Annotated in this window: 11 protein-coding genes; 2 read left to right on the top strand and 9 right to left on the bottom strand. The window is 46.1% G+C overall.

The window, feature by feature from the left end; translation table 11 throughout:
- Nucleotides 1–263: 263 nt before the first annotated feature.
- From DWZ03_RS16150 to miaA, 8 genes are all read right to left on the bottom strand, one after another.
- Nucleotides 264–1148, bottom strand: coding sequence for a TraB/GumN family protein (locus DWZ03_RS16150; protein WP_120130400.1), 885 nt, complete (start codon nt 1146–1148; stop codon nt 264–266).
- A gap of 77 nt (nt 1149–1225) precedes the next feature.
- Entirely contained in the window at nt 1226–1738 is a 513-nt protein-coding gene (locus tag DWZ03_RS16145) for a C40 family peptidase (protein WP_005828855.1), read from the bottom strand.
- A complete protein-coding gene (locus DWZ03_RS16140) occupies nt 1735–2538 on the bottom strand; it encodes an ABC transporter ATP-binding protein (protein WP_120130399.1) in 804 nt (267 codons plus the stop codon). The genes DWZ03_RS16145 and DWZ03_RS16140 overlap by 4 nt, the downstream gene beginning before the upstream one ends.
- A 25-nt stretch (nt 2539–2563) precedes the next feature.
- Nucleotides 2564–4051, bottom strand: a complete 1488-nt coding sequence (locus DWZ03_RS16135; RefSeq protein ID WP_120130425.1) for a DUF5687 family protein — start codon at nt 4049–4051, stop codon at nt 2564–2566.
- 83 nt (nt 4052–4134) lie between these two features.
- A complete protein-coding gene (locus DWZ03_RS16130) occupies nt 4135–6963 on the bottom strand; it encodes a M16 family metallopeptidase (RefSeq protein WP_120130398.1) in 2829 nt (942 codons plus the stop codon).
- Between the two features lie 103 nt (nt 6964–7066).
- Complete coding sequence (gene kdsA, locus DWZ03_RS16125; RefSeq protein ID WP_119993604.1) at nt 7067–7867, bottom strand: 3-deoxy-8-phosphooctulonate synthase; 801 nt, start codon at nt 7865–7867, stop codon at nt 7067–7069.
- A gap of 23 nt (nt 7868–7890) precedes the next feature.
- Nucleotides 7891–8817: a diacylglycerol/lipid kinase family protein gene (locus DWZ03_RS16120; protein ID WP_120130397.1), complete on the bottom strand. Its 927-nt coding sequence runs from the start codon at nt 8815–8817 to the stop codon at nt 7891–7893.
- 66 nt (nt 8818–8883) lie between these two features.
- The gene (gene miaA, locus DWZ03_RS16115) at nt 8884–9801 is read right to left on the bottom strand and encodes a tRNA (adenosine(37)-N6)-dimethylallyltransferase MiaA (protein WP_117966033.1); all 918 of its coding nucleotides are present in this window, start codon (nt 9799–9801) and stop codon (nt 8884–8886) included.
- 628 nt (nt 9802–10429) lie between these two features.
- On the opposite strand from miaA, the gene DWZ03_RS16105 reads away from it, so the two are divergent.
- Nucleotides 10430–11719, top strand: a complete 1290-nt coding sequence (locus tag DWZ03_RS16105) for an MATE family efflux transporter (RefSeq protein ID WP_120130395.1) — start codon at nt 10430–10432, stop codon at nt 11717–11719.
- A 286-nt stretch (nt 11720–12005) separates the two neighbouring features.
- Here DWZ03_RS16105 and DWZ03_RS16100 read toward each other — a convergent pair whose 3' ends face one another.
- The gene (locus DWZ03_RS16100; RefSeq protein WP_120130394.1) at nt 12006–14066 is read right to left on the bottom strand and encodes a HelD family protein; all 2061 of its coding nucleotides are present in this window, start codon (nt 14064–14066) and stop codon (nt 12006–12008) included.
- Between the two features lie 127 nt (nt 14067–14193).
- Between DWZ03_RS16100 and DWZ03_RS16095 the strand changes: the two genes are divergently transcribed.
- On the top strand, nt 14194–14778 hold the full coding sequence (locus DWZ03_RS16095; RefSeq protein WP_044468579.1) for a nucleotidyltransferase domain-containing protein: 585 nt from the start codon (nt 14194–14196) through the stop codon (nt 14776–14778).

Here is a 14778-nt window from a genome sequence, read left to right as displayed (position 1 = left end):
ATCCCATGACGTTTATTGAATTTTCCAGATTCCGAATAGGCAGGGATAATAACTTTCGCTTCTTGCGTTCTTATCGAATCAAGTCAAAAATGGCCGTTATCACTATAACTGCCAAGACTTTGGTGCAAAAGTAGTATATTTTTCGGGATGTACGATATGATGAGGAGAATAAAGTGTATATGCAAACAAAGCGTGATGGTATTTGACCGTCACGCTTTGTATAGCTTGCCATTAAAAGTTGTTAGAGAGAATTGTTAGAGGATTTATTTCATGGCTTCTATGGTGTATCCTTGTTGTTTCAGAAGGTTCAACACTCCATTGTCTCCGGGCAGGTGCCCGGCGCCGACTACGAAAAGGGTGGGGGCTTCCGTCATGATGGTAGGCATCTTTTCAACCCATGCCTTGTTGCGGTTGTCCAGCATGGCTTCCATCTCACCGGGTAGTGGGTCACATGAATTGCCGTCGCGCTCTTCCATCAGTTGCAGCATGGCGTCCAGGTCTTGCTTTTCATAAGTGGCAATCAGGCGTTTGCTTTGGTCGATACCTTTCTCAATGTCGCTGATGGCGCAGTAGAGGAGGCTTGCCTGGCGTTGCAGCGTCTGGCTGTTGAACAGAATGTCTATTTGTGACTGGGCTGTTTCCAGACCGCCAATTTTCTTGCCTTGCTGTGCGGCCTGCTGCTGGAAGTAAGTGTCAAGCTGTTCTTGCGGGTTGAAGCCCGGAGTGTGTTTCATGTAGAGCAGGATGACAAGCTGCTGGTTGATGGCAGCCGGTTTCAGTTGTGCCAGCATGGCAATGTCCACCATCATGTTTTCCTTGATGGCTTTGCCTACTTCTTCGTATTGTTCGGGAGTAAAGAGGCTTTGCAGCGTGGTGTCTTTGGGCATCATCATCTGCTGTTGCATGCTTTGCATGAAGGCGGGAGTCGCCATTTCGCTCATCACAACTTCCCCGTAGACTTGGGCGGTTTCGCTCATGGCCTGCGGCATGGCGGCAATGCTGTCCTTGATGCTGAGTGGAGAGAGGTGATAAGTACCGAAAATATAGGATGGTTTCTCTAATCCTTTACCGGATACTTTCCATAAAAGTTGTGCATTGGCGCTCAGCGCAATGCTGATGAATAAGAGGATGCCTAAAAGTTTCTTCATTGTTTTCTTCTTTTAATAGTTTCTGGACTATCAGTCGGGACAGAGTAAAGAAAATCACAAGAAGGGAAAAATTAGTATTATTTTATTCTTCCTCCGCAGAGCCAGTGTTGGGTGTAATATTTTTCCCGGAGGTTGCTGACTATGACTCCCTGGCTGGTGCTGGCATGTATAAACTTGCCGTCCTTGAGGTAGATGCCTACGTGTGCCACTTTTTTGCGGGAAGCACGGCTGGTGAAGAACACCAAATCTCCCTCACGCAAGTTGCGGCGGGAGATTTTACTGCTCTCTTTCAGTTGCCCGTCTGTGCTTCTCGACAGACGGGTGTGGTAAACTTTCTTATACAGTTGCGATACCAGTCCGGAGCAGTCCGTTCCACGTTTGCTGTCGCCACCTGCGCGATAGGGGGTGCCTATCCATTCGGAGGCATGGATGTATAGCTTGTGGTTGTCCTGCAGTTCAATATCCACTCCCAAACGGACGGATGCCTGCGCCAGGGCTTTGTAGTCCAGGCGTGGCGCGGAAGTATGGCAGGAACTTAAGCCTATCAATATGATGGTAAGAGCTACTATATAAGAAAGATATTTTTTCATGCTTCCGAATTTTTTTCTTCTACCGTTTTATCTTCTTTTTCCGTTATTTCTTCTACGGCTTCTTCTTCTACCGTTTCTTCTACTACGGCTTCTTCCTCCACGCCGACGTTGAAGTAAGCTTCCAGTTCCTGCTCGGCAGAGTTGTTCTCATTTCGTATATCGCGGATAATAACACCGTTTTCCAGCAATGCAATACGCGGGCAAACGTCCACTGTATGATTTAGGTTATGGCTGGAAATGATGACGGTGGCTCCGTGTTCTTCATTGTATCTTTTCAGCAAGTGTTTGATTACGGACTGTGAACTGGGGTCAAGGAAGTTGAACGGTTCATCCAGAATCAACAGTTGCGGATGGTGGAGCATGGCGGAGATGATGCCGATTTTCTGCTTGTTTCCGGCAGAATAGTTGCGGATGAATTTCTTCTGGCCCATTACCTCGCCGTTCATGAAGCGTTCGAAGGGAAGCAGGCGTTCGTCTACTTCCTCTTTCTTCAGACCATACATCTTACCGATGAAGTAGAAGTATTCTTCGGGGGTGAGGTAGTCTATCAGGAAACCGTCGTCTATAAAGGCTCCCGTGAAGTTCTTCCAGTCCTCACTTTTGCTGACGTCAATGTCATTGATGGTTACATTGCCCCGGTCTGCCTGCAGCAAGTCAAGAATCAGACGGAAGAGGGTGGTCTTGCCTGCACCGTTGTTGCCTACCAGTCCCAGCATATCGCCTTGCCCGATGGTGTAGTTCTCTATATCTACGGCTTTTTTTGTGCCGAAATTCTTTTGTAAATTGTTGATGCGTATCATGTTAGTGATTGATGTTTAATGATTTCTATTTCTGTCTACTGTCCCTGAAGCCTTCCATATTCTTGTAGCGGCGTTTCATGAGCCGGTGATATACATTCATCAGCCAGAATTTGGAAGTGGCGATAAATGCCACGCCGATGCCGATAAGTATCCAGGGGGTGACCTCTTTGCCAAAGATGGCATTCAGTGCAAAAAGCAGCAGTAAAGGTATGCCGAAAGCACCTCCTGAAATCAGATTCTGCAGACCGGTGCCTATATTCTGCCGGCTGGTCATCTTTGAATTCAGGTCGGTAGTCTTGTTGTTGTAGACTGCCAGTTGGAACAGACAGCAGTATACGGCTCCCGGAATGAATATCAGCCATGCAATGCAACCGAGTACGGATACCTTCCCGGTAACCATACCGGGAATCATCAGAATCGTAGGAATGAGCAATGCAATGCTGTACAGTATGTATTTGGCACGCAGCAGCGAGTAGATAGATTCCTTGCGGCTCATCAGTCCGTCAATGTAATTGCCTTCGTAACCCATCAGTGTGCTGAGGAACATGATGCCGAAGATAATGTAATTATAAAGGACGAAGAAATCTCTCAGACCTCCGTCATACACATCGGAAAAGCTAATGATACTACTGAACATTATCACTACACCGGTGATGGAATAGAGCGAACGCTTACAAATCTTGTTGCGTAGCAATAACTTGAGTTCCAGTCTCATGTATTCGCCTATTTCGCCGTAGCGGTCGAGGAATTTGTATTCGGATACATGTTTTATCCGTGTATCTTCCACTTTGTTCAGTTCATTGTAGATGAGTTTCTGCATCAGGATGCGGTTGATGAACCACATGAGGGCGATGGCAGCCAGTACACCGATGAATGACAGTATATTACCGGTGATGAACCCTTCTCCCAGATTGACAAAACAGTCGAAAAGCGGACTGTTGTCCGGAATGAATAGTGCGGCGGCAATGCCACCATATACTACTACCGGTAATGCCAGCCACCAGATGCGCTCACCCATCAGTGTGCGGCACAACAAGAACCAGTAGTTATTGAATACCATCAGCAGCCAGATACCAATGCAATAGGTCAGCACACCACTGATTCCATAGAATTTGGTGACGGTGATGATGGAAAACGGAACAAACAGAAACAGCCAGAACAGATTGAAGCCATCCAGTCCGGAACGGATCAGCAGGAAGTCGATAAGACGGTTCCGCTTGATGGGAAGCAGCAGGTAGGGCTTCACTTCCTGGGTGGGTGTTTTTTGGAAAGGCAGGCGTATCAGGAAATCCAGCACAAGGACAAATATCAATCCGGAATTCATTACGTGATAGGCTTCTGTGGCACCGCCGTCAAAGGCGAATGCAAAGGTCGTACCGAAGAATATCAGGTAACCGGCCCAGAAGACAAACATGAAGTACATCCAGAATTTTCCGAATTTACTTTTTTCGTACATCGGATTTCGTTTTTCTGCCAGTTTTCCGTGCTTGCGCAAATCTAAGAAAAGACTCATAGTATTTGTATATATAGAGTTTGTATAAAAAAAGCTGCGCTGCCTTTCATCGAACAACGCAGCCTTCTGTGTGTATGGCTCTCTTATTCTTTGTCAGGAGTTTCAGGACTGATCATTGATACCTCAATCTCGTTCTTCTGCTTGAACAAGTCGTCGGTGAACTTTTGGATGTCCTTCACGGTGATGCTGTTGACAATCTGTTCGTAATCCTTTATCGGATTCATACCGGTGAACAGGTATTCGTCAATGCTTCCCAGCCAGTAGCTGTTTTCCTTCAAGTCTTCGGCGTGTTTTTTCAGCATGAACTCCTTCACTTTATTCAGGTCTCCTTCCGACGGACCTGCTTTGGCGATGTTGTCGAGTTCTGTAAAGATAATCTGCATCAACTTTTCTCTTTTTGCCGGAGCGGTTTCGAATATAATTTGCAGAAGGGCCTTTTCTTTCGGATATTTGCTTAACTGGCCGCCTACATATACACCGTAAGTGCCACCTTCGTCTTCACGTACCTTGGCTGTATAAACCAAGTCAAGAATCTGGCTGGTCATATCCAGCAGGATGTTATTTTTCAGGTCGTACTTGCAGTCACCGTTCAGCAGGACAAAATTCGACGCTTTGGCAGTTTCCTGCTTCCTTACGAACTCATTCTTATAAACTCCCTGGCGCATGTCGACTTTATTGTCCTTGAATGTTTCCTTGCGGTTGATGGCAGGCAGTGAACCCAGGTACTCGGCGATGAGTGGTTTCATTTCCTCCACATTCACATTTCCTACAAAGATAAAGGTAAAATCGCTGGCATCTTTGTAGCGGTCTTGATACATGGACAGAATCTTGTCATAATCCATCTTGTCAATCATGTCCGCCTTTATTCTGGCTCTTCTGGGATGGTGCATGTAAATACCGGCCGAGACAGAGTCACTGAACGCCACCTGGGGATTCATTTCCATATTCTGCAAAGCAGCTTTGTTGCGGTTCTTGTAGGATGCGAAGGCATCGTCGTCACGGCGTGGAGCGGTGAACGTCAAGTAAGTGAGCTGCATCATTGTTTCGAAGTCTTTCGGTGAACAGCTGCCATTGACGGTTTCTGTCTTGTCACCGATACCATAGCTGACGGAAGCTTTCTTGCCGGCCAGAACTTTTTCCAGGTCTACGGCACTGAAATTACCCAGACCACCGACACTCACTGCATCCAGTCCGTTGATGTTGATGATTTCCGAGTCGGGGAACAAGGAACTGCCGCCCAGGCTGACTCCCTTCATGCGGATTTCGTCTGCCTTGAAGTCTGTCTTCTTGATAATGACCTTGACTCCGTTGGAGAGTGTCAGCGTTGTAGTGCTGAATATATCGTCTGTCTGCTCGGATACAATCTTTCCGCCTTTCGGGGCTTCGGCCATCAAAGGTTCATCCGATACCTTGTCTACGTAGGCAGTCAGTTTTTCAGCTTTAATATCTTTCAGTATCTTCTTGATTGCATCTTCTGTCGGCATTTTCAATCCTTCCTTATCCGGACCGAGAATTGCGACTACCTGGTTACTGTCTGTCACGAGGGCTTGCATCATCTGGTTCAGTGCGGCAACCGGAATGGCGGGAGCTATCTGATTGATGATGGCGTATTCGTTTTCGATGCCTGGAATCGGTTCGTTATCGAGGAAATGACGGACATATTCATCCACGTACTCTTCATTCTTGCGTTTGTCACGCTCGTTATAAGCAGATTCCAGTTGGCGCAGATATTCGGCACGGGCACGGTTGTATTCCGTTTCCGTAAAGCCGAATTGGCGGGCGCGTTCTGTTTCGCGCAGGAGAGTGGCTATTCCATTTTCTATGGCATCTTCCTTGCAGACAACGACACCGGTGAAGGCATCTTTGGTTTTGGCAACAAAGAAATCATCGTCATAAGTGGCGGCATATATATAAGGAGGATTGGCGGTCTGTACCAATTCGTTCAGACGCGCATTCAGCATATTGTTGATGAGCGTGGTTGCATAATTCTGTACCAGATAGCCCATGTCGCCTTTCTGCTCGTCAGGAGTGGCTTCGTGCTTGTTGAAGATGAGGGCTTGTACATTGGACTGTTCCTTGTCCTGATAAACCAATACAATAGGCTCCTTGTTGTCGTTTACCGGATAGTACTCGCGTTTGGCAGCATTGGGCTGGGCGGGAATATCAGAAAACATTTTCTTGATTTGGGCTTCGATGGCGTCCACATCTATATCGCCAACTACCACAATACCCTGAAGGTCCGGACGGTACCACTTTTCATAGTAGTCTCTCAAAGTTTGCGGTTTGAAGTTCATAACGACCTCCATCGTTCCGATAGGGAAACAAGTGGCATACTTCGTTCCTTCGAACATGACTGGAAGCATCTTCTCCTGGAAGCGTTGTATGGCGCTCATACGGGTGCGCCATTCTTCGTTGATGACTCCGCGTTCTTTGTCTATTTCCTTCGGGTCCAGGGTCAAATCGTTACTCCAGTCGTGCAGAATCAGCAGGCAGGAGTCGATGGCTCCCGGAGTAGTGACCGGCACATTGGAAATGTTGTATACGGTTTCGTCTACGGAAGTATAGGCGTTCAAGTTCTCACCGAATTTCACCCCGATACGCTCCAGGTATTGCTTCAGTGCATCACCGGGGAAGTGGGTCGTTCCATTGAAACACATGTGTTCCAGGAAATGGGCAAGGCCGCGTTGGTCGGCTTCTTCTTGAATGGAGCCTACCTTTTGGGCAATGTAAAAGTCGGCCCGGTTTGCAGGCTGGCTGTTCTTGCGGATATAATAGGTCAATCCGTTGTCCAACTTTCCGATACGGACATTTTTGTCGACCGGGATAGGCGGCATTTGCTGTGCAAATACCTGCTGAAAATTGCAGCAAAGAATTAACGCTACAATCCATAAACCACGTAATAGATGTTTCATATTATTATGAATTTAAATTGTTCTTGAACTATCTGTCGGACAGCCCTTGGATAAATCACAACTTCTGTTGTTTTTTTCGGATTCCATTCCGGATAAATGGAATTTATCTGACTGCTTCCCGGATGCGGACCAATTTGGTCAGCAGGTCTTCCAGCAGGTCGAGTTTCAGCATGTTGGCGCCGTCACTCTTGGCTACGGCGGGATTTTCGTGGGTTTCGATGAACAGTCCGTCTACACCTACGGCAACACCGGCTTTGGCTACGGTCTCGATAAGTTGCGGCATACCTCCCGTGACGCCACTGGTCTGGTTGGGCTGTTGCAAGGAGTGGGTTACATCCAGGATGACGGGGAAACCGAAGGTCTGCATTTCGGGGATGCTGCGATAGTCGATGACTAAATCCTGATAACCGAAAGTAGTTCCGCGTTCCGTCAGCATGACGTTCCTATTGCCTGCTTCCACTACTTTATCAGCCGCAAAGCGCATGGCAAGCGGAGAGAGGAACTGCCCTTTCTTGATGTTGATGGTTTTTCCGGTTTTGGCGGCGGCTACAAGCAGGTCTGTCTGCCGGCAGAGGAAGGCGGGAATTTGCAGAATATCCACATATTCGGCAGCCATGGTGGCTTCTTCGGCTGCATGAATGTCGGTCACGGTAGGTACTCCGAAGGTGGTGTGCACTTTTTGCAGTATCTTCAGCGCCTTTTCGTCGCCGATGCCCATAAAGGAATCCAGGCGGGAGCGGTTGGCTTTGCGGTACGACCCTTTGAATACATAGGGGATTTGCAGTTTTTCGGTGATAGTCACGATACGTTCGGCAATGCGCATTGCCATTTCTTCTCCTTCGATGACACATGGACCTGCCAGTAGGAAGAAGTTTCCGGCAGGATTATTCTTTAATTCAATCATAGGTTGTTACTGATTAAGTATTTTCAATTGGGTATAATCAATGTTATTGCTTCATGCAGTACGCTGATGTCCAGTGGAAAATGACGGTCGAGAATACGTCCGTCCAAATCGACAGAGGCATTTTGCGCACGCAGCACTTTTACTTTTTGCGTACGGTAGGGCATCACTACCTTATGGTTCAGAATCCGCCCTTGGATAAGCATCCACAATCCCGACCATAGTTGCAGCAATTCGGGACGGTAAATGACGGAAACATCCAGCCAGCCATTATAGGGCACTGCACTAGGCGCTTGTCCGTATCCCCACGCACTGCCTATGCAGACAGTCATGATGCGTCCGCGTATATGCTCGCCGTTTATCTTGAGATGCATGCGGTACAGCTTCCGTTCGAAGATAATGGATAGCAGTGCCATGAAGTAAGAGAGGAACTTCACTCCCCAGAAACGCTTGCACTGGTCGGTGATTTTCACGATACGGGCTCCCAGGCCTATGTTGATGGCATTGAGAAAGTAGCGTGTCAGATGCTTTTCACCGTCGTAATAATAGCAGGTACCCACGTCTATTTTCCGGCGGCGGTTGTTGATGATGCAATCCACCGCTTTCTTGTAGTCCGAACTCATTTCCCAATAGTCGGCAAAGTCATTTCCTATACCATTGGGGATGATGCCGATGGCTATATTCTCCTTGTTCGGTGCATTGGAAAGCATGATGCCGTTAATGACGTCATTCAGTGCGCCGTCACCGCCTACTACAACAATGGTGCGGTAGCCGTTGTTGGCGAGGATGCCTGCCAGACGCTCTACCGAACCGAACCCTTCGGACTGCACATAGTCGTAAGGCACACCTTTGCTGTCCATGTATTCTTTGATTTCTTTCCACCGTTTCTGCACTTTCCGTGTTCCGGCTTTGGGGTTGTATATCACTCCCAACTTTTCGGGTTCTGCACTCATGATTCTATTTACAATTTGACTATTTACTATTTACGATTTAAATCACCCGGTCACTTTATCATTTCATCATCCTTCCAACTTCTTCTTTACAAAAGCTATCTTTTCTTCCATCGGCCACCGGGCATTCATCCAATGGATGGTAAATCCACGCCGTTCCATACCGCGGAACCAGGTCATCTGGCGTTTGGCAAACTGGTGGATGGCTGTTTCCAGTTGCGTGAACATCTCTTCATAGGTCAGCTTGCCGATGACATAAAGTGTCAGATACTTGTATTCCAGTCCGTAATAGATGAGGTCATCCGGTTGGATGCCTTGCTCTATCAGACGGCGCACTTCGTCTATCATTCCTTCTTCCAGGCGCTGGTGCAGGCGGCGGGTGATTTTCTCCCGACGCAATTCCCGGTCGATGTCCACACCTATGATGAGGCTGTTCATCTGGGGGAAGGAACGTTCGTCTACTGGGGTATGGGCATAATACTCTTCGATTTCGATGGCTCGTATGGCACGTTTGGCTGTGTCCACGTCCGTAGTATTGTGCAGGCTTTTGTAACCTTTCAGTATGTCGGTCAGTTCTTCCAGCGATTTGTCCGCCAGACGGGTGCGCAACTCAGGATTCTCGGGTACGGGCAGCAGACGGTAGCCTTTCAGCACTGATTCGAGATACATTCCGGTTCCTCCACATACAACGGGCAGGCAACCTTTTTGTTTAATAGTCTCGTAAGCATTCAAGAAATCACGCTGATACTCGAAAACATTGTACTTATAGCCCGGGTCGGCTATGTCGATGAGGTGATAGGGAATCTGTTTCCCGTCGACGGTATAGTCGGCAAGGTCTTTGCCGGTGCCCAGGTCCATCCCCCGGTAGATTTGCCGTGAATCGGCACTGATGATTTCCGTATGGAGTTCGGCGGCCAAGGCGGCTGCAAATGGAGTCTTTCCTGAGGCGGTAGGCCCTAATATGGCGATTAAATCATAGTCTGGCATATATAAGTTCTTGTTAATCTCATTACAAAGATAGTGCAAACCGAATGCAGAATAAAATGAACTCGTTCATTTTTTATGCTGAGGTGCAGCTTATCTTCGTGTTAGTGCAAAGATAATGCAAACTGGGAGTATAATGGAAAGAACTTGCTTATTTTTTTACGTGATGCTATACCTCCTTTTCTATTTTGAAGCAGAAAAAGTGAAAAAGGACGTGAAAACGAGCATTTATCTTATTAAAATGTGTTATGAAACATGCTTCTTTTCTTGGAAAGTTTGTCAATGTCCCAAAAGTCCGTACCTTTGCAATGTGTTTTTCATAGTATTAGATTTAAGGTTAACAAAGGTTGGAGTACAGCGGTACTCCTTTTTTTATGCCCTAAACTGAACTTTGGCACATTTTTTTCTGTACTTTTGCACTATATCTTGAATGAACAAACATATTCACCTTTTATGAAGCTCTGTATATAGCTACGCTCAACGAATAGCCCTGCTTGATAAAGCTATTCAGCTATCTGGCAAGCGATGCCCCGTTTGCCATAGAGATTGTATATCCTTTTATTCATGAATTTGCAGGATAGCATGCTGTACTTGTACAGTGTGTTGTTTTGTGCTATTTTATTGTTGAGCAATGCATTATACATATAAACAGATATGGCTTATCAACTTTCCGGTAATGATGAGCATTTTGATGGAGCAGCTGATAAATATAACCGATGCTGTTTTCTTAGGTCACGTTGGCGAGGTGGAATTGGGAGCATCTGCCATTGCAGGGATTTATTATTTGGCGGTCTACATGCTTGGGTTTGGGTTTAGTATCGGATTGCAGGTGATGATTGCCCGAAGGAATGGAGAATGTGATTATGGTAAGGCTGGGAAGATATTCTTTCAAGGTTTCTTCTTTTTATCGGGATTGGCCATTTTGCTTTGTCTGCTGATGCAGGCAAGTTCTTCTTTCATATTGGGAAGGTTGATTTCCTCACCGGAGATTTATCGGGCTGTAATTCAGTATCTGGACTGGCGCAGTTTCGGTTTGCTGTTTTCGTTTCCGTTTTTGGCTATCCGTTCTTTTCTTGTGGGAATAACATGCACTCGGGCATTATCGTGGGCTGCAGCCGTTGCAGTAGTGATTAATATTCCTTTGAATTATATTCTGATATTCGTTGGAGGACTGGGAATATCGGGAGCTGCCATTGCTTCTTCTCTGGCAGAGATGGGTTCTTTGGCGATGCTTCTTTTCTATGTATGGCTGAAAATAGATAAAGGGAAATATGGATTGAAACCGGTATATGACGGAAAGCTGTTGGTAGATGTGCTGAGCTTGTCGGTATGGAGCATGCTTCATGCCTTTATCAGCGTGGCTCCGTGGCTCTTGTTTTTTGTGGCGGTGGAACATTTGGGTAAAACGGAATTAGCCATTTCCAATATTACGCGAAGTGTATCTGCTGTCTTTTTTGTAATAGTCAATTCTTTTGCGGTCACTACGGGTTCGCTGGTTAGTAATGCGATTGGGGCTGGAGAAAGGAGGGCTGTTTTCATTATCTGCCGTAAGATACTGAGGTTGGGCTATTCTGCTGGATTTCCACTGATAGGGGTAGCTGTATGCTGTAATCGCTTGATAATAGGAATCTATACAGATAACGAACTGTTAACGGAGCAGGCTTTCATCCCTTTTGTTGTGACGTTGCTGAATTATACCTTTGCCTTGCCAGGCTATGTATATCTCAACGCAGTTGGAGGGACCGGTAAAACCCGGATTACTTTTCTTTTCCAAGTGACTACCACTGTCGTGTATCTGGGGTATCTTTATTGGTTAAGCGCTTGCACTCATGCATCCTTGGCTATTTACTTAACGGCAGAATACCTTTTTGTGATTTTGCTGGCACTGCAATCGGTTTTCTATTTAAGAAGTAAACAATAAACCGTTGGCGGAATTGACTTGGCATATCTTTCATGTTACCGATGTGATGATTGTTTTAACTTGTTGTCAATCAGAGAGTAATTTTGCCAACCTATTGCCGTGCTTTTGGCAAACTTTTGCCAAGCCGATGGCAAAGTTTTGCCAATGCGGTGGCAAAGTCTTGCCAAGAAGGAGGCAAAACCTTGCCAACTTGTCGGCAAGAAAAGATACACTATTGATGAGATACGCCGTTGCTTGCCGCATCTTGTACAAGGCTGTTGGGATAGATTTCCTTAATAATCCATCATCAGTGAGTTGCCGGTCTTGCCTCGTGAAATGTCAAGGTTAGGCGGTGCATAGCTCTGGTTACAGCTACATAAAGCATACTCTTGTCAATCTCCGAACGGTAATTTCTCTCATCCGTCTGTGGAATAATGACTTCGTCAAACTCAAGCCCTTTTGCCATGTGGGCAGAGGTGATGACGATGCCTTGCACAAATGCGGAGCTTTGACTTGATAGGAAGCTGATATCATTGGCATATGATTTCAGCACGTCTGCCATCTCCCTGGCTTGCTGCTCCGTCTTGCATATGATGCCAAGAGACTTATATCCGGATTTCCGGTAAGTGGAGATTAGTCCCATAATGCCGGACAGTTCTTCTACGGCACTGCCGAACTGCAGGATTTGTGGCTTTTCTCCATGCCGGGCAACCGGTTCCAGCTCTGCGTTAGGATGAATCTTTTGCGCAAAATCCGTAATCTCGAAGGTGGAACGATAACTCTTACACAATTTCATGATTTCACTTGCAGTCAGTGACTTTTGGATAGTTTCTGCTGTGGATGAACCATAAGGATTCACGGACTGTCCTGCATCGCCCAACACGGTTTTCCGGCATGGAAAGAGTTTCTGTATTACCTTGTACTGTATGGGCGAATAGTCCTGCATCTCATCTATCAACAGATGTTTGACTCTGAATGGCTGGTTCCCGTTTCCCTCCAATGCCAAGTGTAGGTATGCCAGCGGTGCCAAGTCTGAGTATTCGAGTGTATGTCCCTTTCGCATTTTGAACATTCCGGGATTATTTGTCCATTTAAAGAAATCTTTGTAGACTTGAATGTCGTTATTGCCTGCAAACATTAGTCTGATTTCTTTTTTCAAAAGGTTTCTGCCGGCGGTGGTTACCGTAAAGGCGTATTGTATTTTCAACATATCCAGCATATAATCAGCCATAGCATCAAATCGTCGGCGTATGGGATAACGGTTGAAACGTAGGTACTGTTCTTCAATAAACGGGGCAGGTATGGTGATGTATTTGGTCAGCTTCACGTCTGCTGCCTTGAAGTAGGTGTTCTCTATGTGGAGGATAAACTTGTCAAGCTCTGAAATGAAGCCGAAAGAGGCTTTATAGGCTATTCTGTCGATGAGGCTTGAGGATGGCTTCTCTAACAGTTCATTCACTAACCCGAAGTATGTTTGGTACTTGTATTTGTGTTCCAACACTCCGGAGAGTATTTGTTCCATACTGGTTTCGGGCACGGTTTCTTCTCCAAGTTCGGGGAGGACGTTGGAGATGTAATCGGAAAACACTTTGTTGGGGGAGACAATCAGAATATCTTTTGACGAGATGCTGTCTCTGAAGGTATAGAGCAGGTAGGCTATGCGGTGCAGGGCGATGGATGTTTTTCCAGAGCCGGCCACTCCTTGAATAATAAGCGTGCGGATATCTTCGTTGCGGATAATCCGGTTCTGTTCCCGTTGGATGGTGGCAACGATATTTTTCATCTTGTCATCTGCATTGGAACTTAACTCCTTTTGCAGAATGTCGTCATGGACGGTCAGGGCACTTTCAATCATAAATTCCATTTTGCCGCCCCGAATTCTGTATTGGCGTTTTAGGGAAATTTCTCCTTTAATCTCTCCCGATGGAGACCGATAGCCTGCTTCTCCTAATTCATGGTCATAGAACATGCTCGAAACGGGTGCTCGCCAGTCATGGATAAGGGTAGCTCGACTTTTCGGGTCATAGAAGGTATGGATGCCTATATAGATAGGCATCACTTTGCTGTTTTCTTTCTTTTCCAAAAAATCAATTCGTCCGAAGTAAGGAATGGCAAGTATCTTGGTGAGCCGCTTACGCTTGTTGATTACACTTTCCCCCAAGGCAAAATGGTTTAGGATGCTTTCGCGCATGGAGCGTATCTCATGCGGGTCGATGTCTTTGTTGGACCAGATATAGTCTTTGTATTCTGCCAAGGTGTCGACGTGGTCTTTCACTGATGCGTCGGTATTACCGATAACCTTTTTCAGAAAACTGATTATTTGCTTTAAATATTCTTTCTCTTGTTTCTCTGTTTGATTGAATGCCATAATTAGTTGTTGCTAAAAGATAAGACAGTGTGCAAAATTAGTGTATTGTATCGGGAAGGGAAATGGCTATTTATAGCTATATACTGGGAAGTTTTATATCTTTGCACATTCAAAAAAGTGGAGGTAAATGGACATTCATGAGCTTGCAAGGCAGAATCAGCAATCTGCATGGAAAGTATTGGAAGATACCCGTATTATTGAAGCATGGGAGCGCATTGGAGCAACCGTTCATTTGGTGGGCTCACTCCGTACCGGGCTGTTGGCGAAAAGTAGGGATATAGATATCCATATTTATACCGATAGGTTGGATGTAGGAGAGAGCTTTTCGGTCATCCGGGAACTTGCGGAACGGTTGCCTTTGCAGGAAATACAATATAGGAACCTTATCCATACGGAGGAAGAGTGTATGGAGTGGCATGCTTTATATAAGGATAGAGAACAGAATACTTGGAAGTTTGATATGATTCACATCCGGAAAGGTTCCAGGTATGATGGTGTTGTAGAAAAGGTGACTGCCGCTATTGCGGAGCGCCTTACTCCTGAGATTAGGAAAACGATATTGCAAATCAAATTCGATGTGCCGGATGGTGTAACGATTCCAGGTATAGAGATTTATCATGCTGTCTTTACGGGAGGTATCGGCACTTATAAGGAGCTTGAAGAGTGGCGCAAAACAAATCAGTTGGCGGACAGTCTCGGTTGGCTTCCGTAA

The sequence above is a fragment of the Bacteroides sp. AF29-11 genome (assembly GCF_003602895.1).
Classification (GTDB): Bacteria; Bacteroidota; Bacteroidia; order Bacteroidales; family Bacteroidaceae; genus Bacteroides; species Bacteroides uniformis.
Note: the sequence above shows the minus strand (reverse complement) of the source record. Positions and strands in the feature narration are given on the sequence as shown.

What these genes read in the sequence shown, in the direction of transcription:
- miaA (WP_117966033.1), bottom strand. Translation starts at nt 9,801, where the DNA reads ATGCCAGACTATGATTTAATCGCCATATTAGGGCCTACCGCCTCAGGA.
- DWZ03_RS16135 (WP_120130425.1), bottom strand. Translation starts at nt 4,051, where the DNA reads ATGAGTCTTTTCTTAGATTTGCGCAAGCACGGAAAACTGGCAGAAAAA.
- DWZ03_RS16100 (WP_120130394.1), bottom strand. Translation starts at nt 14,066, where the DNA reads ATGGCATTCAATCAAACAGAGAAACAAGAGAAAGAATATTTAAAGCAA.
- DWZ03_RS16120 (WP_120130397.1), bottom strand. Translation starts at nt 8,817, where the DNA reads ATGAGTGCAGAACCCGAAAAGTTGGGAGTGATATACAACCCCAAAGCC.
- DWZ03_RS16095 (WP_044468579.1), top strand. Translation starts at nt 14,194, where the DNA reads ATGGACATTCATGAGCTTGCAAGGCAGAATCAGCAATCTGCATGGAAA.
- DWZ03_RS16140 (WP_120130399.1), bottom strand. Translation starts at nt 2,538, where the DNA reads ATGATACGCATCAACAATTTACAAAAGAATTTCGGCACAAAAAAAGCC.
- kdsA (WP_119993604.1), bottom strand. Translation starts at nt 7,867, where the DNA reads ATGATTGAATTAAAGAATAATCCTGCCGGAAACTTCTTCCTACTGGCA.
- DWZ03_RS16150 (WP_120130400.1), bottom strand. Translation starts at nt 1,148, where the DNA reads ATGAAGAAACTTTTAGGCATCCTCTTATTCATCAGCATTGCGCTGAGC.
- DWZ03_RS16145 (WP_005828855.1), bottom strand. Translation starts at nt 1,738, where the DNA reads ATGAAAAAATATCTTTCTTATATAGTAGCTCTTACCATCATATTGATA.
- DWZ03_RS16130 (WP_120130398.1), bottom strand. Translation starts at nt 6,963, where the DNA reads ATGAAACATCTATTACGTGGTTTATGGATTGTAGCGTTAATTCTTTGC.
- DWZ03_RS16105 (WP_120130395.1), top strand. Translation starts at nt 10,430, where the DNA reads ATGCATTATACATATAAACAGATATGGCTTATCAACTTTCCGGTAATG.